Below are 21,361 nucleotides of genomic sequence, written 5' to 3'. Positions count from 1 at the left end.
TCTTACCCTCATGGAGAGATGACGATGCAAACCACTCAACGGGCGCCGGATGCCCATAAACGCGCTTTAATTGCTGGCTCAATTGGTAATTTCATCGAATGGTACGAATTTGCGGTGTACGGCTTTCTCGCCACCGTGATCGCGAAGAACTTCTTTCAGCTCAGCGGTGAGGCGGGACTGACCAGCCTGATCCTCACCTACGCCTCTTTCGCCATCGCCTTCTTCTTTCGTCCGCTGGGGGCCATCATATTTGGCCGGATTGGCGATCGCATCGGCCGCAAACCCACACTGATTATCGTGCTGGTGATGATGACCCTGGCAACCGCGGCAATCGGCATCGTGCCGGTCTATGCCAGCATCGGCATTGCCGCCCCGCTCATCATCACCGGTCTGCGGATCCTGCAGGGGCTTTTCGCCGGGGGAGAGTATGGCGGTGCGGTGTCGCTGATGACCGAGTTCGCCCCGCGCGGTAAACGTGGGCTCTACGGCGCATGGCAGTCCTTTACCGTCGCGCTGGGTCTGCTGGCCGGCGCGGGCATTGTGGCGCTGCTCTCCGCGCTGCTGACGCCAGACGCCCTGCACGACTGGGGCTGGCGCATTCCCTTCTTTATCGCCCTGCCGCTGGGGGCGGTGGCCCTGTGGCTGCGGGTGAGCATGGAAGAGACGCCCAGCTTCGTGAAGCAACAAACCAAACCGGTGGCCGTGAAGGCGCGCACCAGCGACACGCTGAAAGCCATCGGGATGGGAATTGGCCGGGTGATGGTGTGGTCTGCCGCCGGCTATACCTATCTGGTGATCATGCCCGCCTACCTGCAATCGGCCCTGCATACGGGCTTTAACCAGGCGCTGCTGATTGCGGTCATCTCCAATATCGGTTTTGCGCTGACCATTATCCCATCGGGGATCCTCAGCGACCGCATCGGACGCCGCACGGTGATGGTTATCGCCGCCGCGCTGCTGCTGATTCTTGCCCTGCCGCTGCTGAAAATTTTGCAGGCGGAGTCCAGCACCCTGGCGGTGAAAGCGATAGTGGTGCTGATTGCCGGTGGCCTGGTGGGGATGCTGGCAGGGCCAGGCCCGGCCATGCTGTCAGAGATGTTCCCGACCAGGGTGCGCTATACCGGACTGGGGCTGGCCTATTCGCTGTCGAACGCCATCTTCTCGGGCTGTGCGGGGCTAATCATTACCGGGCTGATAAAAGAGACGGGGAACCTGGATATTCCGGCCTATTACGTGATGGTCACGGCGGTGGTGAGTATTGTGGCGCTGATGACGCTTAAGAAGGATGACCATTTGCGGTCGCTGGAGGAGTGATAGTGCCGGGTGGCGGCTTCGCCTTACCCGGCCTACAACAGCACGGACCGTGGGCCCGGTAAGCGCAGCGCCACCGGGCACAACAGACTACCCGCGCTGGCGTACCGCTTCGAACAGGCAGATGCCGGTTGCTACGGAAACGTTCAGGGACGAGACGCTGCCCGCCATCGGAATGCTGATCAGTTCGTCGCAATGCTCCCGCGTCAGACGGCGCATGCCTTCACCTTCCGCCCCCATCACCAGCGCCAGACGACCGGTCATTTTGCTCTGGAACAGGGTATGGTCTGCCTCACCCGCAGTACCGACGATCCAGATGTTCTCTTCCTGTAACTGACGCATGGTGCGCGCCAGGTTGGTCACGCGGATCAACGGTACGTTCTCCGCCGCGCCGCAGGCCACTTTTTTGGCCGTCGCGTTGAGCTGCGCGGAGCGATCTTTTGGCACAATCACCGCATGGACGCCCGCCGCATCGGCGCTACGCAGGCAGGCACCGAGGTTGTGCGGATCGGTCACGCCGTCGAGGATCAGGAAGAACGGGTTATCCAGCGCGGCGATCAGATCCGGCAGATCGTTCTCCTGATACTGGCGGCCCGGCTTCACGCGGGCGATGATGCCCTGGTGTACTGCCCCTTCGCTTTTCTCATCCAGGTACTGACGGTTCGCCAGCTGGATCACCACGCCCTGCGCTTCCAGGGCATGGATCAGCGGCATCAGGCGTTTATCTTCACGCCCTTTCAGAATAAAGACTTCCTGAAAACGCTCCGGTGCGCGCTCCAGCAGGGCCTGCACCGCGTGGATGCCGTAAATCATTTCACTCATTGATGGTTCTCATTAATTACTGTTCACCTCTCCCTGCCGGGAGAGGATCAAGGTCAGGGGAGAATTACTCCGCCACTTTTTTCTTTGCCGCGCGCTTCGCTTTGGTCGCCGCAGCTATTTTTTGGGTTTTGGCCGACGGTTTTTTGGCGGCTCTGGCTTCTTTCTTCGCGGCCTTCGGCTTTTGTTTTTTCTCACCACGGAAGGCGCTGTCCGGCTCGAAGTTTACCCGCTTACCGGCCTGACGGCGTTTGCCGCTGGTTTTTCCGGCGGCCCCTCTCTTCGCATTATCCCGCGCGGTTTTACCTACGTTACGTGGCGCGCGTTCGCTGGAGATCAGGCTGAAATCAATCTTACGCTCGTCCATGTTGACGGCTTCGACCTTCACTTCCACGCGATCGCCCAGACGGTAGGTCTGGCCGCTGGACTCGCCGGTCAGGCGCTGCCCAACCTGATCGTAACGGTAGTAGTCGTTATCCAGGGATGAGACATGCACCAGACCATCGATAAAGAGTTCATCAAGGCGTACAAAGAAGCCAAAACCGGTGACGCTGGCAATCACGCCCTTAAAGATGTTCCCGACCTGATCCAGCATAAAGTCACACTTCAGCCAGTCCGCCACGTCGCGCGTCGCTTCATCAGCGCGGCGTTCGGTCATGGAACAGTGTTGGCCCAGCTGCAGGACCTCTTCCATGGAGTAGTGATAACCCCCGGTTTCGGTCGTGTTGCCTTTGTGGCCCTGCTCATGTGCCAGCAGATACTTAATGGCACGGTGCAGTGACAGATCCGGATAACGGCGGATCGGCGAGGTAAAGTGCGCATAAGACTGCAACGCCAGACCAAAGTGGCCGCGGTTCTCAGGATCGTAAATTGCCTGCTTCATGGAACGCAGCAGCATGGTTTGCAGCATTTCCGCGTCAGGGCGATCGCTAATCGATTCCAGCAGCTCGGCGTAATCGCGCGGCTCCGGCTTGTTGCCCCCCGGCAGCTCAAGACCCAGCTCCGCCAGTACGGTACGGAAAGAGGTAATAGCTTCGGTGGTCGGTTTGTCGTGGATACGGAACAGCGCAGGCTCTTTGGCTTTCTCAACGAAGCGTGCCGCGGAGATGTTCGCCAGGATCATGCACTCTTCAATCAGCTTGTGGGCATCGTTACGCTGGGTCTGTTCGATACGCTCAATGCGACGCTCAGCGTTAAAGATGAACTTCGCCTCTTCACTCTCAAATGAGATCCCGCCGCGCTCTTCACGCGCCTGCTCCAGCACTTTATAGAGGTTATGCAGCTCTTCGATGTGCTTCACCAGCGGAGCGTACTGTTCACGCAGATCCCGATCCCCCTGCAGCATATGCCACACTTTGGTATAGGTCAGGCGCGCATGTGAACTCATCACCGCTTCATAGAATTTGTAGCCGGTTAAACGCCCCTTGCTGGAGATGGTCATTTCACAAACCATGCAGAGACGGTCAACCTGCGGGTTAAGCGAGCACAGGCCGTTGGAGAGCACTTCCGGCAGCATCGGTACCACCTGGGACGGGAAGTAGACCGAGGTGCCGCGGTTACGCGCTTCGCCATCCAGCGGCGTACCGGTCCGGACGTAATAGCTCACATCGGCAATCGCTACCCACAGACGCCAGCCGCCGCCGCGTTTTTTCTCACAGTAGACGGCGTCATCAAAGTCACGGGCGTCTTCGCCATCAATGGTGACCAGCGGCAGGCTGCGCAGATCCACGCGGCCCGCTTTTGCCGACTCCGGTACCTGCTCTTTCAGCCCTTCAACCTGCTCTTCAACGGCTTTTGGCCAGACGTGGGGGATTTCATGGGTGCGCAGTGCCATATCCACGGCCATGCCGGTGCCCATGTTATCGCCCAGCACTTCCACAATCTTACCGACCGCTTTGGTACGACGGGTTGGACGCTGAGTCAGCTCAACCACCACCACAAAGCCCATCCGCGCGCCCATCACCTCTTCAGGCGGAATGAGGATGTCAAAGCTCAGGCGGCTATCATCCGGCACCACAAAACCCACGCCGGCATCCGTGAAGTAGCGGCCTACGATCTGGCTGGTTTTTGGCACCAGCACACGCACAACGCGCGCTTCACGACGCCCTTTGCGGTCTGCACCCAGCGGCTGGGCCAGGATCTGGTCGCCGTGAATGCACATTTTCATCTGTTCAGATGAGAGGTAGAGGTCGTCCTTGCGGCCTTCGACGCGCAGGAAGCCGTAACCATCACGGTGGCCAATTACCATGCCTTTCAGCAGATCGAGACGCTCCGGCAGGGCATAGCATTGACGGCGGGTAAAGACGAGTTGTCCGTCGCGCTCCATTGCGCGAAGGCGGCGGCGAAGGGCTTCAATTTGCTCTTCGCCTTCAATGTTCAGTTCAGCGGCAAGTTCTTCACGGTTGGCAGGTTTTTCACGTTTTGTGAGGTGTTCAATGATGAACTCGCGGCTGGGGATAGGGTTCGCGTATTTTTCGGCTTCGCGTTCCTGGAAAGGATCTTGTGACATAGCGGTTCCTCCGTTGTCATCTCCGGTGGACGTTTTCTTCATTCCACCAGCAATAATTTATATAGCGGTTGATTCTCTTCAACCAAATCGGCCAGCGTGTAGTTATCCAGTTCCATGAGAAAACTTTGCACAGCCTTTGAAAGCGCCTGTTTCAGTCGACAGGCGGGGGTAATGTGGCAGAACGCACTGCTGCAGTTCACCAGAGACAATGGCTCCAGTTCGCGCACCACATCACCAACACGAATACTCTGTGCCGGTTTACCGAGGCGGATGCCGCCATTTTTCCCGCGGACGGCAGCAACATATCCGGCTCGGCTAAGTTGATTGATTATTTTGACCATATGATTACGGGACACACCGTAGACCTCTGTCACCTCAGAGATACTGGTCATCTGTCCAGCGGGTAACGACGCCATGTAAATCAGCGCACGCAATCCGTAATCGGTGAAACTTGTTAACTGCACATCAACCTCAGGAAAAGGGTAAAACGCGGTATATCCGCAGAGATATTCATTAATGATGATAAACCAGCCAGATAGTCAACGGCGAATTTATTTAAACTGAAAGGGGGAAAGGAGAACGAAAAAGCCGGATGCGCATCGCTTTCCGGCCTGTGATGGGTGTTGTAGGCCCGGCAAGCGTAGCGCCGCCGGGCGAAACCCTCATTATGCGTCGAACGGGTCGCGCAGGATCATGGTTTCAGAACGATCCGGGCCGGTAGAGATGATATCAATCGGCACGCCGGTCAGCTCTTCAATACGCTGGATGTAATCCAGCGCTGCCTGCGGCAGACCGCTACGCTCTTTCACGCCAAAGGTGGTTTCAGACCAGCCTGGCATGGTTTCGTAGATCGGCTCAATGCCCTGCCAGTCGTCAGCGGCCAGTGGAGTGGTGGTCACTTCACGGCCATCCGGCATACGGTAGGCAACACAGATTTTCACCTCTTTCAGACCATCCAGGACGTCCAGCTTGGTCAGGCAGAAGCCAGACAGGGAGTTGATCTGCACCGCACGGCGCACAGCAACCGCATCCAGCCAGCCGGTACGACGACGACGACCGGTGGTCGCGCCAAACTCGTTACCTTGCTTGCACAGGAACTCGCCGGTTTCATCAAACAGTTCGGTCGGGAACGGACCCGCACCCACGCGAGTGGAGTAAGCTTTGATGATGCCCAGAACGTAATCCACATAACGCGGACCCAGGCCAGAGCCGGTTGCCACGCCACCTGCGGTGGTGTTGGAGGAGGTTACGTATGGATAGGTACCGTGGTCGATATCCAGCAGCGTACCCTGCGCACCTTCGAACATGACGAAATCGCCACGCTTGCGCGCCTGGTCCAGCAGATCGGATACATCAACAACCATACCGGTCAGGATGTCAGCGATCGCCATGACGTCATCCAGCACTTTCTGGTAGTCAACGGCGTCAACTTTGTAGAAGTTCACCAGCTGGAAGTTGTGATATTCCATCACCTCTTTCAGTTTTTCAGCAAAGGTGGCTTTATCGAACAGATCGCCAACACGCAGACCGCGACGGGCGACTTTATCTTCGTAAGCCGGGCCGATACCACGGCCGGTGGTACCGATCGCTTTCGCGCCGCGTGCTTTTTCACGCGCCAGATCCAGCGCAACGTGGTAGTCGAGGATCAGCGGACAGGCTTCAGAGAGCAGCAGACGCTCGCGAACCGGGATGCCACGGTCTTCCAGACCTTTCATCTCTTTCATCAGCGCAGCAGGAGACAGCACAACACCGTTACCGATGATGCTGGTCACATTGTCACGAAGAATGCCTGATGGAATAAGATGGAGGACGGTTTTTTCACCGTTGATTACGAGAGTATGGCCTGCGTTGTGACCACCCTGATAACGTACAACAAACTTAGCACGTTCAGTCAGAAGATCGACGATCTTCCCTTTACCTTCGTCACCCCATTGGGTGCCCAGTACGACGACGTTGTTACCCATTTTTCAAAATCACCGATTGCTTAAAAATGGATTCTACCATCGGTTTTGATGATGTTCAGCTTTTTTTGTATACAAATTTCGGCGAAACGGACTGCTTTATGCGCAGTTAAACGATTACCTCAATATGTTGTGGAGCGAGACGAATCACATCACTAATCATGGCGAAGCACCTGGCAAATTGATGTGAGTTTTTTAACAAAGGCCTTTTATCGGGTTACCGGCGGAGCGGTTATATGATTCCGTATGTGAAGTTAAAAATTCATAAATTCTGGCCTTGCCGCTTATTTTAAAAATTGTCACCCTTTGCCCGCATCTCAAATATGAGTTGTTGTTGTAATTACACTAATTAGGATGATGAAAATGAAAGAATTGACTCTTTTAGAAATTGAAGCTGTAAGCGGCGCGGGCTGGTTGCAGGATGGCATCGCTTCGCTGGGTGGCAAGATCGGTAACTTTGCCTGGACCACCGCAGGCGATCTGCTGAGCGTGGATGTTCCCCTGATCGGTAACATTAACCTTGGGCAAATTGCTCCCACTCTGGGCGAAAAATTAGGTCAATCGGTGGGTTCGACTGTCGGCTATACCATTGAGTCTACGCTGGGATCGCTGCCTGTTATCGGCGGGCTGTTTAGCAAGCTGCTGGGTAATTAAGATAAAAAAATGGCGCCTTATGGCGCCATTTTTAACGCTGCTTATCGTGGTGTCGTAGGCGAGCGCATATAGCGGAAGAAATCGCTATCCGGGCTGAGAACCATAACGTCCTGATTGCTCTGGAAGCTGCTCTCGTAGGCACGCAGGCTACGGATAAAGGCATAGAAGTCTGGATCCTGGCTGAAGGCATCCGCAAACAGCTTCGCCGCTTCGGCATCGCCTTCACCGCGCAGGATACGGCCCTGACGCTCCGCTTCTGCCAGGGTTTTGGTCACTTCATAGTCTGCGGTTGCACGCAGCTTTTCAGCCTCTTCCTGACCCTGTGAACGATGACGACGGGCTACCGCTTCACGCTCGGCACGCATACGGTTGTAGATCGCCTCAGAGACTTCCGTTGGCAGGTTGATCTGCTTGATACGCACGTCAACCACTTCGATACCCAATGCCGCCATACTGTTCGGGTTGATAACCGCCACTTTACCGTTGGTTTCAGCCTGAACGCGTTCAGCCGCTTTGGCGATGGCATCGTCAGCCGCTGGGGTTGTCACTTCATCTTCCGTGCCGGCAGAACCGGAGTTCAGCGCATCGCGTACTTCAGAGGTCAGACGACCGCGGGAGTCGGTTACGATGTCCCGGACATCCAGACGACCAATCTCAGAACGCAGACGGTCAGAGAACTTACGTTTCAGCAGCACTTCGGCCTGAGAGACGTCGCCGCCGCCGGTTGCCAGGAAGTAACGGCTGAAGTCGCTGATACGCCACTTGATATAGGAGTCAACGATCAGGTCTTTTTTCTCTTTAGTCACGAAACGGTCGGCCTGGTTATCCATCGTCTGGATACGCGCATCAAGCGTTTTCACAGACTGAATAAACGGCACTTTGAAGTGCAGGCCTGGCTCATAAATGACCGGACGCTTGTCGCCGTCACGCACGACGCTGCTGAACTGGAATTTAATCCCACGCTCGCCCTCTTTAACCACAAAAATTGAGGTGTAAAGCACAACCAGCACGATAATAATGATCGCAATTACTGACTTACGCATCGTTATTCCCCCTGACGCTGGTAGTCGTTACGCTGCGCGTTGGCGCGGCGTTGGTCCATGATGTCACCATCGCTTGAAGAAGAGCGGGTGTTTGCGCTGGCGTTTCCGGAAGACGCAGGTGGCAGACGCAGCAGGTTGTTGGCACCGCTGTTGTCATTTTTTGTCGCCGGCGCGTTACCGCCTTTCAGCATCTGATCCAGCGGCAGAACCATCAGGTTGCCACCTTTGCTGTCATTGACCAGCACCTTACGGGTATGGCTCAGCACTTTCTCCATGGTTTCGATATAGAGACGCTCACGGGTAATTTCCGGCGCGGCTTTATATTCCGGCAGGATTTTCGCAAAGCGAGCCACCTCACCCTGGGCTTCCAGCACGGTCTGGGTCTTATAGGCTCGCGCCTCTTCCAGAATACGCTGTGCCTGACCGTTCGCACGCGGCTGAACTTCGTTGGTGTAGGCTTCAGCCTCACGGATGTACTGCTGTTCGTTTTCACGGGCAGCAATCGCATCGTCAAACGCCGCTTTGACCTCTTCCGGCGGACGAGCAGCCTGGAAGTTGACGTCCAGCAGGGTGATACCCATGTTATACGGACGAATGGTCTCTTCCAGCTCACGCTGGGTATCGCTACGAATAACGGTACGGCCTTCGGTCAGAATGCGGTCCATGGTGTATTTACCGATCACGCCACGCAGGGCGCTGTCGGTCGCCTGACGCAGGCTGTCATCGGCGCTGGTCACGCTAAAGAGGTAACGTTCAGGATCGGTCACACGATACTGCACGTTCATCTCAACGCGCACCACGTTTTCGTCTGACGTCAGCATCACGCCGGATGCCGCCAGTTCGCGTACCGATTCAACGTTCACCGCCGTGACGTCATCGATAAAGGTCGGCTTCCAGTTCAGGCCTGGCTCAACCAGATGGCTGAATTTGCCAAAACGGGTGACAACACCGCGCTCGGCTTCTTTGATTGTGTAGAACCCGCTGGCAGCCCAGATAATCACCGCCGCTGCGGCAACAATGCCCACCACACGACCGCCCATATGAGGACGCGGCCCCTGGCCAGTACCGCCGCCAGTGCCTTTACCACCGCCGAGTCCGCCCAGCTTTTTGCTCAGCTTGCGGAAGATATCATCCAGATCGGGTGGCCCCTGCTCGCGACCACCTTTGTTGCCATTTCCCCCGGAGTTGCCGCCTTGATTATTGCTGCTCCCCCACGGGTCGCGGTCTTGTCCGTTATTACCGGGCTGATTCCACGCCATGTATGTGCTCCATATTTGTTATGCGGTGATATACCCTCAAACGCCTGGCATGCCGGAGCATTCGCAGCGGTTCGGGTATCCCAAAGGGCAAAATCCTTCAGGCATCTCCTTTCCGGTCAGACGACGTAGTCGACCAGCGCAGGTTCTTGTTTACAGAGGCGACGCCAGTCGACGATTGGCATACGCACCTGCAACCCCACGCTGCCGTCATCCTCCATCCACTCTTTTTCTATCGCCTGAAGCTGATAAAAACGGCTGCGCAGTCGGCCTTCCTCGGGTGGCAGACGCAGCGTGTGCTGAGCCACTTCACCGGAAAGACGTTCTGTTAAAGCCTGGAAAAGCAGTGGTACACCGACACCGGTCTGCGCAGAAAGCCAGACCCGAATCGGTATGTTCTCTTCATCCCTGTCGATACGCGGTTCGAAATTGTCCAGCATATCGATCTTGTTCATCACCAGCAGCGTCGGGATCTCGTGGGCATCAATCTCTTCCAGCACGATATTCACTGCATCAATATTTTCCTGAACGCGTACATCCGCAGCGTCGATAACGTGCAACAGCAACGTCGCCTGACGGGTCTCCTGCAGGGTGGCTTTAAACGCGGCCACCAGATCGTGCGGCAGATGACGGATAAACCCAACGGTATCCGCCAGCACGGTTTCTCCGACATCCGTCACATCAATGCGGCGCAGCGTCGGATCCAGGGTCGCAAACAGCTGGTCTGCGGCGTAAACCTGGGCCTCAGTAATCTGGTTAAACAGGGTGGATTTACCGGCGTTGGTATAACCGACCAGCGACACCGTCGGGATGTCTGCTTTCTGTCGGGAGCGGCGCCCCTGCTCACGTTGCTTCTCAACTTTTTCCAGCCGAGAGAGGATTTGGGTAATACGGCCACGCAGCAAGCGACGGTCGGTTTCAAGCTGGGTTTCACCCGGGCCGCGCAAACCAATCCCGCCCTTTTGCCGTTCAAGGTGTGTCCAGCCACGCACCAGGCGCGTCGCCAGATGGCGCAACTGCGCCAGCTCAACCTGCAATTTCCCTTCATGGGTACGTGCACGTTGGGCAAAAATGTCTAAAATCAAACCCGTCCGATCGATAACACGACATTCGCACAGACGTTCCAGGTTGCGTTCCTGGGCCGGTGTCAGGGCGTGATCAAACAGCACGACCGATGCGCCAGTCGCTTTTACGGCATCCGCAATCTCTACTGCTTTACCTTCACCAACAAAAAACTTTGGGTGCGGCGCTTTACGGCTACCGGTAATCACCTGCATTGCTTCGACACCGGCGGAAGAGACCAGAGATTCAAACTCCTGGAGATCTTCCATATCTTTGTCTTGCGAAAAATAGATGTGTACCAGCACCGCCTGCTCACCGGCATCGTAACGGTCAAACAAGCGTAAACCTCTCAAAAAAGATCAGCGGGGAACGCAGAAAACCTGGCTCCCCGATATGGAAATAACAGCCAGTAACCTTATTCGGTCTCTTCGCTGTCCTGCGCAGGCGCAGAAGAACCCTGCGCGTTGCTGCCATGATGGTAGTTACTGGAACCGCCGCCAGCGTTATTGCTGTGATGAGATACCGGGCGAGACGGAACAACAGTAGAAATCGCGTGCTTATAAACCATCTGGCTGACCGTGTTTTTCAACAGGATCACGAACTGATCGAAAGATTCAATCTGACCTTGCAGCTTAATACCATTCACCAAATAAATAGAAACTGGAACACGTTCCCGACGCAGTGCGTTCAAGAACGGATCTTGTAAAGATTGCCCCTTAGCCATTCTATCTTTTCCTTATATGCTTGTTTTGTACTTAGAACCTTGCGATTCTGAAAAATTGCGCACGATACGGCTTAATTGTACACATTCAGTCTGCGATATCACCAACAACCTGTAATACATCGTGTAACGCCTGTTGCGGTTTTTCACTGTCTAACCAGTGAACTCCCTCCCAACCGCGCAACCAGGTAATCTGGCGCTTCGCTAACTGTCTCGTGGCGCAAATACCTCGATAAACCATTTCATCATGCGAAATCTCACCTTCAATGTATGACCACATCTGGCGATAACCCACACAACGAATGGAAGGCATATCCGTATGCAAATCTCCACGGGCAAATAGCGCCCGCACTTCTGCTTCAAAATCTGAAGCCAACATCTGATGAAAACGCTGCTCAATTCGCTGATGGAGCAGTTCACGGCTCGCCGGGGCGATGGCGAACTGATGCACCTGATACGGCAGAGCCTCTCCTGACGTTTGCGTCAGTTCCGTTAAAGTTTTACCCGAAATGAAAAAAACTTCCAGTGCCCGGGAAAGCCTTTGCGGATCATTTGGATGAATACGTGCTGCCGCAACCGGATCAATTTCTGCCAGCTGCGCATGCAGTGCGCCCCATCCCTGCTCTGCTGCCTGATGCTCAATCTTTGCTCTAATGGCCGGGTCTGCCGAAGGTAACGGCGACAACCCTTCCAGTAACGCTTTGAAATAGAGCATTGTTCCGCCCACCAGCAGCGGGATACGCCCTGCTGCTGTGATCTCAGCCATATGCGCCAGCGCATCGCGACGAAAATCAGCCGCCGAATAAGCCTGCGCCGGGTCAAGGATGTCCAGCAATCGGTGCGGCGCCGCGCGCAACTCGTCTGCGTTAGGCTTTGCCGTACCAATATCCATCCCCTGATAAATAAGGGCGGAATCAACGCTAATCAACTCTACTGGCAAAACTTTACGTAACTCAATGGCTAACGCGGTTTTACCCGAGGCCGTTGGCCCCATCAAAAATATCGCCTTAGGCAGGCGGGTATTGCTTACATCACTCATTTTTCAGGGCGGCCTTAGCCGTTTGTAAATCAACAGGTTGTAATAAACCACCCGGCGGAGCCTTCACCAGCTGCGGGCAGAGGCGTTCAACCTCCGCCAGCACGGTGATAGCCTGCGCCATACTCCACGCTGGGTGATCGCTGGCCAGCTGGCGGGCGATCCACTGTGCAGTATTGGCGGCATCAAACGTTGTCTGCTGCGCCAGGTAGCCTATCAGTTCAGGAATCAAGTTTTGTAAATTTTGTTGGCGTAAGGGTAAAGGCACGGCACGAAGCGTCACATGATGCGATTCCAGCACCATTTCGATACCCATTTCAGCAAGGGCAGCCTGATGACGCTGCACCACCTGCGTCTCCTGCGGCGAGATTTTAATCCGCACCGGGATCAACAGCGGCTGGGCGCAGGCCTGATGGGGACCGGGCGCCAGCTGCGCCTGTTTCAGCCAGCGTTCGGCGACCGGCAGGGATAACAGCGCCAGATGACCGTCCTGCTCAAGCAGCGCGGCATCGGGTGCTATGATGGTCAGCACCCGACCAAAACTCTGGTTATGGCCCATCAGGGCAGGTGCTGTGGGAGCAGCCTCAGCCGTTTTTTGTGCCGGAGCCGGGGTGTCCAGCAAGGTGCGATACACCGCGCCTGCCTGCTTCTGGTAGCCCGGCTGGGCATGTGGATAATTCGCCCCGGACGCCCGGGAAGCTGATCCGCCAGACGAGAAACGCGGTGCGGCAGGTTCCCGCGCCACAGCGGGCTCAGCGAACTGGTTTCTACCCGCCGCGATGCGGTTCTCCGGGATTTGACGCGGCGCAGGCACCTCTTCGCTCAACGGCAGGCTCGGTTCGGCCTGCTGCTGCAATACGCTCAGCACCCCCTGGTAGATGAAGTCATGCACCAGCCGGGACTGGTGAAAACGCACCTCATGTTTCGCCGGATGGACATTGACATCCACCTGGTGCGGGTCGATCTCCAGATAGAGCACAAAAGCGGGCTGCTCACCGGCACCGAGTTTATCCTCGCACGCCTGGCGGATCGCATGGTTGATAAGACGGTCACGCATCATGCGTCCGTTCACGTAGCAATACTGGATCTCTGCAAAAGCCGCGCTGCTCGCTTTCGGATCGGCCACCCAACCACGCAGGGTCAGATCGCCATGCTGCCACTCAATGGCCAGCGCCTTTTCCAAAAACGGCGTACCGCAGATGGCACCCAACCGGCGCTCTTTCTGCCCGCCCTGCGCCACGGCGCGATACTGGCGCATCATCTTGCCGTTATGGCTCAGATTGATGGTGACATCGAAGCGCGCCAGGGCGATGCGGCGAATAATCTCGTCGATATGGCCAAATTCGGTTTTCTCGGTGCGCATAAACTTGCGCCGCGCGGGGGTGTTGTAGAAGAGATCCAGCACCTCCAGCGTCGTTCCCACCGGATGCGCAGCAGGTTTGACCGTCACGTCCATATCCCGGCCTTCGGCATAAGCCTGCCAGGCCTCCGGCTGTTCCGCCGTGCGGGAGGTGAGCGTTAAGCGGGAGACGGAGCTGATACTGGCCAGCGCTTCGCCGCGGAAACCGAGGCTGATAATGGCTTCGAGATCGTCGAGGGAGGCGATTTTGCTGGTTGCGTGACGAGCCAGCGCCAGCGCCAGCTCCTCTTTTTTGATGCCGCAGCCGTTATCACGGATCCGGATGAGCTTCGCTCCGCCGCGTTCGATATCGATATCGATGCGGGTGGCGCCCGCATCAAGGCTGTTTTCCACCAGCTCTTTCACTACCGACGCAGGTCGTTCTACCACCTCACCGGCGGCGATTTGGTTCGCAAGCTGCGGCGGCAGAACCTGAATCGGCATGATAGCTCCTTAATTGGTCGAGGTTGACTCGCCCGGTAACATGGCGCTGGCGGTCTGCCCCGCGACACCCTGTGGGGCAGACTGGAGCGGATGCGCATCAAAGTACTTACGCAGGCCTTTATAAATCGCTTCGGCAATCTGCTGCTGGTAGCTGTCACTGGCCAGCAGGCGCTCTTCACCGTTATTACTGATGAAGCCCGTCTCCACGAGAATGGACGGAATATCCGGCGAACGCAGCACGCCGAGGCTGGCATGTTCCGGGCGGCGCTTATGCAGGGAACCGACACTTTGCAGCTGATTCAGGACGTTAGTCGCTACATCATACCCGACACGCTGGGAATGGCCGAACTGTAAATCCAGTACCGCCTGGCTCAGGTAGGGATCCGACTGGCTGTTCGCCAGCACGTCGCCCGCCCCGCCTAACAGCTCGGATTGCTTTTCATGTTCCTCAAGCCAGTTTGCCATTTCGCTGTTGGCGCGACGGTTGGAAAGTACCCATACGGACGCCCCCGTCGCGTTGCGGTTGGGAGCTGCATCGGCATGCACTGAGACCAGGAAATTGGCATTCTGCTGACGCGCCACGTCAGAACGGCCCATGACCGAGATAAAATAGTCACCGTCACGGGTTAACACGCCTTTAAACATCGGGTCGTCGTTCAGCAAGGTCCGCAGCTTACGGGCAATGGCGATGGTCACGTTTTTCTCACGCGTTCCCCCCGGCCCGATGGCGCCAGGATCATCGCCACCGTGTCCAGCATCGATGGCGATAATAACTTTATCGCCGCTTGCCGGGCGCGCCTGCACCGCGGGACGGGTCACCGTGTTGCTACTGGTGACGCTGGTAATACGATCGCTGCCGGATTTAAACGGATTTCGTGCGGGCTCCGAAGGGCGCGGTGCAACGACAGGCTCTTCCACCCGCTTGACCACGACCGGTGGCGGCGGAGGCGGCGGTGGTGCATCGGCGTTGATGGTAAAGACCACCATATAGTTCGCCCCGTTTTGTTGCTTCACCGCCCGGGTCTTGCCGTTTTGCGTTAAATCCACCACCAGACGCAGGGATTGCGCATCTTTTGGCGTACCGGAACGAATGCTGCGCACCAGGTTGTTGCCGCTGAACTGTAACGGCAGCCCCTTGATAACGCCGGTCTGTTTAATATCCAGCGCGACGCTGCGCCTATCGTCCTGCGAAAACGCATACTCAGGATCGCCCATAAAGCTGAAGGTGATCCGGGCCTGAGTGTCTCCGTTGGAAACCTGAATATCGGACAAGGTTGCCGCCCCGGCCTGTGCGCAAAACAGCACCGTTGCAGCTATCAGCCAGCTTTTAACGCGATTAATCATCCCGTTATCTCTTAACTTAACCGGCTAAACGCGCCAGTATCGAATTTCCTGATGCGGAGAGAGCAGTCACGCGGGCTTCACGCCCTTGCGCCTGATACTCCAGGTGAATTTCAACATCGGGTTCAGGTAAAACACCGGTCCCCTGCTGCGGCCACTCGACCAGGCAAATGGCATCGTTGGCAAAGTAGTCACGGATCCCCATAAATTCCAGCTCTTCAGGATCGGCAAGGCGATAGAGATCGAAGTGGTAGACCATCAGGTTTTCCAGGGTGTAGGGCTCGACCAGCGTGTAGGTCGGGCTTTTCACATTACCCTGATGTCCCAGCGCCTGTAAGAAGCCCCGGCTAAAGGTGGTCTTACCCGCGCCAAGGTCGCCATACAGATAGATGACTGTTGCGCCCTCGCAGGCCTGCGCCACGCGCTGGCCGAGATCTAAAGTTGCTTGTTCGTCGGGTAAAGGGATCACGCGATTAATCATTTTCTACGTCAGTTATTTTCGGGTTAACGACACGCCTTAGCGTGTCAAAAAGATCGGTTGCCAGCATGCCGCGCGTACCATAGTGGCCAGCCAGCCGATCGGCAGCTGCACCATGCGCGACGCAGCCTGCGCAGGCGGCATCATAAAGCGCCAGTTTCTGTCCAAGCAACGCGCCAATAATACCGGAAAGCACGTCGCCCATGCCGCCGCTCGCCATTCCGGCATTGCCGACATCCACGATGCCTGTCTCTCCGCTCTCGCTGGCGACGACGGTACCGGCGCCTTTCAACACCACAACACCACCGTAACGTTTTACCAGACGCTGGGCAGAATGTAAGCGATCGCTTTCAATTTCTGCAACGCTACAGTTAAGCAGCCGCGCGGCCTCGCCGGGGTGCGGCGTCAGGATGCGATTGTGACGTTTATCCGGATTGATTGCCAGAAGGTTCAGCGCGTCAGCGTCCCATAGCATCGCATGGCGAAAGTTTTCGACCTTGCGTAGTGCCTCCTTCCCCCACGGCTCCTGACCGAGACCGGGGCCAATCACCACCACATCGGCCCATTGCAGACTGTCATCCAGCGCCTTCGGCGTCAGTTCATGCACCATCAGTTCAGGCCGGGCGGTAACGATCGGGGCAATATTTTCGCGGCGGGTCAGGACGCGCACCAGCCCAGCCCCCGTGCGCAGTGCCGCTTCGCCGGTCATGCGAATAGCGCCCGCTGTGCCATGGTCGCCGCCGATAATCACCAGCCGGCCATGATCGCCCTTATGGGAAGTTGGACGGCGTGGCGGCAACCACTGCGCCAGATGCGAGGCATCAAAGCGGGTGATGGCGGTCTCCTGCCCGGCGAGCCAGCCCTCCAGCCCAAGCGCGTGATGATGCAACGTGCCCACCACATCGCGCGCTTTACCGGTCAACAGGCCCGGTTTAAGGGCAATAAACGTCACCGTATGGTCGGCATTTATGACCGCGCCTGGCGTGGTGCCCGTCTGAGCAACCAGCCCGGAGGGAATATCCAGCGCAACGATGGGGGCCGCATGCTGGTTAGCGTGGGCGATCAATCCGGCGACCTCGTCGCGAGGCGCGCTGCGCAAAACTGTTCCCAGAAGGCCGTCAACGATGAGGTCGATGCCTTCCGGCCAGGGGGTATCCGCAGCGTGGATAATCCCTGCCGCATCCAGCCAGGCTTGCCGCGCGTCTGTGGCCTCTTCCGGAAGCGGTTTGTCGCTCTCTGTCGCCAGCAGCGTAACGGTAATGCCTGCGGCAATCGCCAGCCGGGCGACAACATAGCCATCACCGCCGTTATTGCCATGACCGCACAGGATGAGCCAGTGGCGGGATTGCGGGTAAGCGGTACGGGCAACGGTGAACGCTGCCTCACCCGCACGCCGCATCAGTTCATAAAGGGTAATGCCCAGACTGTCTGCCGCCTCTTTTTCGGCGCGCCGCAGGTCGTCCGCGGGCCAGACAGAGTGTGGTATACTTGCGGGGTTTTTCTTCACAGTATGGTCCGTCATGTCACAGCCCCTCGATCTCAATCAGTTAGCGCAAAACATTAAACAGTGGGGCGCTGAGCTTGGTTTTCAACACGTGGGTATCACCGATACCGATCTCTCTGCCAGCGAGCCCAAACTGCAGGCATGGCTGGATAATCAATACCACGGCGAGATGGAGTGGATGGCGCGTCACGGCATGATGCGCGCCCGCCCGCATGAACTGTTGCCGGGAACCCTGCGCGTGATCAGCGTGCGTATGAACTACCTTCCCACCGGAGCCGCTTTTGCCAGTACGCTGAAGAACCCCTCTCTGGGGTATGTCAGCCGTTATGCCCTGGGGCGTGACTATCATAAACTGTTGCGTAACCGGCTCAAAAAGCTTGGGGAAATGATTCAGGAGCAGTGCGCCACGCTGAATTTTAGACCTTTTGTCGATTCTGCGCCTGTTCTTGAGCGCCCGCTGGCGGAAAAAGCCGGGCTCGGCTGGACAGGTAAGCACTCACTTATCCTCAGCCGCGACGCCGGGTCGTTCTTCTTCCTCGGAGAACTGCTGATTGATCTTCCCCTGCCGGTGGATAAGCCGGTCGAAGAAGGCTGTGGCCGCTGTGTGGCCTGTATGACCATCTGCCCTACCGGTGCCATTGTCGAGCCTTATACCGTCGATGCCCGCCGCTGCATCTCCTACCTGACCATTGAACTGGAAGGGGCGATCCCGGAAGAGTTTCGGCCGTTAATCGGCAATCGCATTTACGGCTGCGATGATTGTCAGCTGATCTGCCCGTGGAATCGTTATTCACAGCTAACGGAAGAGGACGACTTCAGCCCGCGCAAGGCGTTACACGCGCCGCCGCTGACAGAGCTGTTTGCCTGGAGCGAAGCCTGGTTCTTGAAAGTGACGGAAGGATCGGCGATTCGCCGTATTGGTCACCTGCGCTGGTTGCGTAATATCGCCGTTGCGCTGGGAAATGCCCCCTGGGATGAAGCCAATCTCCGGGCGCTGGAAAGTCGCCGAGGTGAGCACCCACTTCTCGATGAACACATAGAGTGGGCGGTTGCGCAGCAAATCGCCAAACGAAATGCCTGCGTGGTTGAGGTGCAATCTCCGCAGAAACTCAGGCTGGTAAGGGTCGTCGAAAAAGGGCTTCCGAGAGATGCATGATGTTTCCACAGCCTGTGAATAAAAATTAAAAGGCAGAGAGAGTCTGGTTCTGGCTATTGGTCAAGTGATCGAGCTAACATTTTGAAATGAAATTTTCTTTATAAATTTCAATACATTAAAACGTTACTATTCATCAGGCGAAGTTTCTGAATATTCGGTAAAAAGAGATTAACCTGTGGATAAGTCTGTTAAGAAGAGTTTGTCAGAAATGAAACAAGTCGTCCCCGGCGGGGCTTTCCGCGGTGGATATCTGGAGGAGGAGAAAAAATTTGGAGCGGGAAACGAGACTCGAACTCGCGACCCCGACCTTGGCAAGGTCGTGCTCTACCAACTGAGCTATTCCCGCTTGGGTGGTGTTACTTCTTTGCGAACAAATTTTGGAGCGGGAAACGAGACTCGAACTCGCGACCCCGACCTTGGCAAGGTCGTGCTCTACCAACTGAGCTATTCCCGCTTAATCTTCGTCTTTCAAGCCGCCACTGCGTTGGCTGCCTTCACTCACCTTAGTCACTTACTTTAGTAAGCTTCTAAGGATTCGTTCAGTTGCCGCCTTGTTGCAACCTGAAATCCTGCGATTGGTGGTCTTACTTCTCAGCAAACAGATTTGGAGCGGGAAACGAGACTCGAACTCGCGACCCCGACCTTGGCAAGGTCGTGCTCTACCAACTGAGCTATTCCCGCAAAATCTGTGCTGTCGTAACGATGAATTCTCTGTCGTTACGGGAGGCGCATTATACGAGAAATCCTTTCTGCTGCAACCCCCCAAAAAGCGTTTTTTTATAAATTTAGTTCAAGTGCTGCAATATTCGTCACATTGTGCAGATTTAAAGCGTTATACCCCGGCAGGCGCACGCCTGCCGGAAAGATCGCTTATAAATTAATAAAATGTTCGCGGTAGTAGGCCAGCTCCGCCACCGACTCACGGATATCATCCATGGCCTGGTGGGTGCCCTGCTTCTTAAAGCCGTCGAGAATTTCCGGCTTCCAGCGACGCGCCAGCTCTTTCAGGGTGCTGACGTCCAGGTAACGGTAGTGGAAATACGCTTCGAGCTCCGGCATGTACTTAAACAGGAAGCGGCGATCCTGGCCGATGCTGTTGCCACAAATCGGTGATTTTCCCTGCGGTACCCACTGCTTCAGAAATTCGATTGTCGCCAGCTCGGCTTCGCGGTCGCCCTGGGTGCTGGCTTTCACGCGATCCACCAGCCCGCTGCCGGTGTGGGTGCGCACGTTCCAGTCATCCATCAGCGCCAGCTGTTCGTCGGACTGGTGCACGGCAATGGTCGGCCCTTCCGCCAGGATATTCAGGTTCGCGTCAGTGACCAGCGTGGCGATCTCAATAATGCGATCGCGCTCAGGATCGAGCCCGGTCATCTCCAGATCGATCCAAATCAGATTGTTTTCATCTGCACTCATGTTATTTTCCACCCTTCTCGCATAACCGGCCGTGGCAGGTTAACTACTATTAATTAGTGTGTATCATAGAGGTTTTGCCCAATATGGGCGACCAGGAGCCAGCACGATTGAGTAAAAATAAACTCTCCAAAGGGCAGCAGCGCCGCGTTAAAGCCAACCATCAGCGCCGCCTTAAAACCACTTCAGAGAAGGTCGACTACGACGACAACCTGTTTGGCGAGCCCGCGGAAGGCATCGTGATTAGCCGCTTCGGTATGCATGCTGATGTAGAGTCTGCCGACGGCGACGTTCACCGCTGCAATATTCGTCGCACCATCCGCTCGCTGGTAACCGGTGACCGCGTGGTATGGCGCCCCGGTAAAGCCGCTGCTGAAGGCGTGACGGTGAAAGGTATCGTCGAAGCCGTGCACGAGCGCTCGTCGGTATTAACCCGCCCCGACTTTTATGACGGCGTAAAACCGATTGCCGCCAATATCGATCAGATTGTCATTGTCTCGGCCATTCTGCCCGAACTGTCGCTGAACATTATCGACCGTTATCTCGTCGCGTGTGAAACCCTGCAGGTTGAGCCGCTGATCGTCCTGAATAAGATTGATCTGCTCGACGCCGAAGGCACCGCATTTGTTAACGAGCAGATGGATATCTATCGCAAGATTGGCTATCGCGTACTGATGGTCTCAAGCCGCACTCAGGATGGCCTGAAGCCGCTTGAAGAGGCGTTGACCGACCGCATCAGCATTTTTGCGGGCCAGTCCGGGGTGGGCAAATCCAGCCTGCTGAATAATCTGCTTGGCTTGCCGCAGGAGATCCTGACTAACGATGTCTCCGACACCTCCGGTCTTGGCCAGCACACGACTACCGCTTCACGCCTCTATCACTTCCCGCACGGCGGCGATGTGATCGACTCCCCTGGAGTGCGTGAATTTGGTCTTTGGCATCTTGAACCGGAACAAATCTTTAACGGTTTTGTCGAATTCCACGACTACCTAGGCGCGTGCAAATATCGCGACTGTAAGCATGACAACGACCCGGGCTGCGCCATTCGTGAAGCGGTCGAAAACGGTGAAATTGCGGAAACCCGTTTTGAAAACTACCACCGCATTCTCGAAAGCATGGCTCAGGTAAAAACGCGTAAAAGCTTTTCTGAATCTGATGACTGACAACTAAGCTAAGCGTCGCTAAAATCGTCCCCTTTTTTCAGGTTCCGGCTGTTTAACAGCCGGCTCAGGAACGACAAAACAATGGCCTGGA

At 56.2% G+C, this 21,361-nt stretch carries 18 protein-coding genes and 3 tRNA genes; 4 read left to right on the top strand and 17 right to left on the bottom strand.

Annotated features, from left to right (window positions below):
- The first annotated feature begins 24 nt into the window (after window positions 1-24).
- Window positions 25-1,314 (top strand): MFS transporter, encoded by a 1,290-nt coding sequence (locus ACOKCT_RS04560; RefSeq protein WP_103177972.1) that lies wholly within the window; start codon window positions 25-27, stop codon window positions 1,312-1,314.
- A gap of 87 nt (window positions 1,315-1,401) precedes the next feature.
- On the opposite strand, the gene rlmB is transcribed toward ACOKCT_RS04560, so the two are convergent.
- The 4 genes from rlmB to ACOKCT_RS04540 all read right to left on the bottom strand — a co-directional run bounded on the left by rlmB (window position 1,402) and on the right by ACOKCT_RS04540 (window position 6,603).
- On the bottom strand, window positions 1,402-2,133 hold the full coding sequence (gene rlmB / locus ACOKCT_RS04555) for a 23S rRNA (guanosine(2251)-2'-O)-methyltransferase RlmB (RefSeq protein ID WP_039028446.1): 732 nt from the start codon (window positions 2,131-2,133) through the stop codon (window positions 1,402-1,404).
- A gap of 64 nt (window positions 2,134-2,197) precedes the next feature.
- Window positions 2,198-4,639, bottom strand: coding sequence for a ribonuclease R (gene rnr, locus ACOKCT_RS04550; RefSeq protein WP_156653768.1), 2,442 nt, complete (start codon window positions 4,637-4,639; stop codon window positions 2,198-2,200).
- 38 nt (window positions 4,640-4,677) lie between these two features.
- Complete coding sequence (nsrR, locus tag ACOKCT_RS04545; protein WP_032616184.1) at window positions 4,678-5,103, bottom strand: nitric oxide-sensing transcriptional repressor NsrR; 426 nt, start codon at window positions 5,101-5,103, stop codon at window positions 4,678-4,680.
- 201 nt (window positions 5,104-5,304) lie between these two features.
- Window positions 5,305-6,603 (bottom strand): adenylosuccinate synthase, encoded by a 1,299-nt coding sequence (locus ACOKCT_RS04540; protein WP_039028486.1) that lies wholly within the window; start codon window positions 6,601-6,603, stop codon window positions 5,305-5,307.
- Between the two features lie 360 nt (window positions 6,604-6,963).
- Between ACOKCT_RS04540 and ACOKCT_RS04535 the strand changes: the two genes are divergently transcribed.
- Complete coding sequence (locus ACOKCT_RS04535; protein WP_103177970.1) at window positions 6,964-7,254, top strand: hypothetical protein; 291 nt, start codon at window positions 6,964-6,966, stop codon at window positions 7,252-7,254.
- A gap of 41 nt (window positions 7,255-7,295) precedes the next feature.
- On the opposite strand, the gene hflC is transcribed toward ACOKCT_RS04535, so the two are convergent.
- The 9 genes from hflC to nnr all read right to left on the bottom strand — a co-directional run bounded on the left by hflC (window position 7,296) and on the right by nnr (window position 17,556).
- A complete protein-coding gene (gene hflC, locus ACOKCT_RS04530) occupies window positions 7,296-8,297 on the bottom strand; it encodes a protease modulator HflC (RefSeq protein ID WP_103177969.1) in 1,002 nt (333 codons plus the stop codon).
- A 2-nt stretch (window positions 8,298-8,299) separates the two neighbouring features.
- On the bottom strand, window positions 8,300-9,556 hold the full coding sequence (gene hflK, locus ACOKCT_RS04525) for an FtsH protease activity modulator HflK (RefSeq protein WP_103177968.1): 1,257 nt from the start codon (window positions 9,554-9,556) through the stop codon (window positions 8,300-8,302).
- 116 nt (window positions 9,557-9,672) lie between these two features.
- On the bottom strand, window positions 9,673-10,953 hold the full coding sequence (gene hflX / locus ACOKCT_RS04520; RefSeq protein ID WP_103177967.1) for a ribosome rescue GTPase HflX: 1,281 nt from the start codon (window positions 10,951-10,953) through the stop codon (window positions 9,673-9,675).
- 77 nt (window positions 10,954-11,030) lie between these two features.
- The gene (hfq, locus tag ACOKCT_RS04515; protein WP_032616179.1) at window positions 11,031-11,339 is read right to left on the bottom strand and encodes an RNA chaperone Hfq; all 309 of its coding nucleotides are present in this window, start codon (window positions 11,337-11,339) and stop codon (window positions 11,031-11,033) included.
- 85 nt (window positions 11,340-11,424) lie between these two features.
- Entirely contained in the window at window positions 11,425-12,375 is a 951-nt protein-coding gene (gene miaA / locus ACOKCT_RS04510; RefSeq protein WP_103177966.1) for a tRNA (adenosine(37)-N6)-dimethylallyltransferase MiaA, read from the bottom strand.
- Window positions 12,368-14,215 carry a DNA mismatch repair endonuclease MutL gene (gene mutL, locus ACOKCT_RS04505; protein WP_103177965.1) on the bottom strand — a complete coding sequence of 616 codons (1,848 nt, stop codon included), beginning with the start codon at window positions 14,213-14,215 and terminating at the stop codon, window positions 12,368-12,370. Before mutL ends, miaA begins: the two co-directional genes overlap by 8 nt.
- 9 nt (window positions 14,216-14,224) lie before the next feature.
- The gene (gene amiB / locus ACOKCT_RS04500) at window positions 14,225-15,559 is read right to left on the bottom strand and encodes an N-acetylmuramoyl-L-alanine amidase AmiB (RefSeq protein ID WP_263951581.1); all 1,335 of its coding nucleotides are present in this window, start codon (window positions 15,557-15,559) and stop codon (window positions 14,225-14,227) included.
- A gap of 16 nt (window positions 15,560-15,575) precedes the next feature.
- The gene (gene tsaE / locus ACOKCT_RS04495; RefSeq protein WP_103177963.1) at window positions 15,576-16,037 is read right to left on the bottom strand and encodes a tRNA (adenosine(37)-N6)-threonylcarbamoyltransferase complex ATPase subunit type 1 TsaE; all 462 of its coding nucleotides are present in this window, start codon (window positions 16,035-16,037) and stop codon (window positions 15,576-15,578) included.
- On the bottom strand, window positions 16,030-17,556 hold the full coding sequence (gene nnr / locus ACOKCT_RS04490) for a bifunctional ADP-dependent NAD(P)H-hydrate dehydratase/NAD(P)H-hydrate epimerase (RefSeq protein WP_420193194.1): 1,527 nt from the start codon (window positions 17,554-17,556) through the stop codon (window positions 16,030-16,032). Before nnr ends, tsaE begins: the two co-directional genes overlap by 8 nt.
- Between nnr and queG the strand changes: the two genes are divergently transcribed.
- Window positions 17,555-18,694: a tRNA epoxyqueuosine(34) reductase QueG gene (gene queG / locus ACOKCT_RS04485; protein WP_103177961.1), complete on the top strand. Its 1,140-nt coding sequence runs from the start codon at window positions 17,555-17,557 to the stop codon at window positions 18,692-18,694. The two genes, nnr and queG, sit on opposite strands and share 2 nt — an antisense overlap.
- Window positions 18,695-18,964: 270 nt before the next feature.
- On the opposite strand, the gene ACOKCT_RS04480 is transcribed toward queG, so the two are convergent.
- The 4 genes from ACOKCT_RS04480 to orn form a co-directional block, all read right to left on the bottom strand.
- A tRNA-Gly gene (locus ACOKCT_RS04480) sits at window positions 18,965-19,040 on the bottom strand.
- A 32-nt stretch (window positions 19,041-19,072) separates the two neighbouring features.
- Window positions 19,073-19,148: transfer RNA gene (locus ACOKCT_RS04475), tRNA-Gly, on the bottom strand.
- Between the two features lie 151 nt (window positions 19,149-19,299).
- Window positions 19,300-19,375, bottom strand: a tRNA-Gly gene (locus ACOKCT_RS04470).
- A 189-nt stretch (window positions 19,376-19,564) separates the two neighbouring features.
- Window positions 19,565-20,110, bottom strand: a complete 546-nt coding sequence (gene orn, locus ACOKCT_RS04465; protein ID WP_039028434.1) for an oligoribonuclease — start codon at window positions 20,108-20,110, stop codon at window positions 19,565-19,567.
- A gap of 107 nt (window positions 20,111-20,217) precedes the next feature.
- On the opposite strand from orn, the gene rsgA reads away from it, so the two are divergent.
- Entirely contained in the window at window positions 20,218-21,270 is a 1,053-nt protein-coding gene (gene rsgA, locus ACOKCT_RS04460; RefSeq protein ID WP_168191995.1) for a small ribosomal subunit biogenesis GTPase RsgA, read from the top strand.
- The last annotated feature ends 91 nt before the right edge of the window (window positions 21,271-21,361 follow it).

Source organism: Leclercia sp. M-A074-M (assembly GCF_965195605.1).
Taxonomy (GTDB): domain Bacteria; phylum Pseudomonadota; class Gammaproteobacteria; order Enterobacterales; family Enterobacteriaceae; genus Enterobacter.
This window is presented reverse-complemented; position numbering and strand designations above follow the sequence as displayed.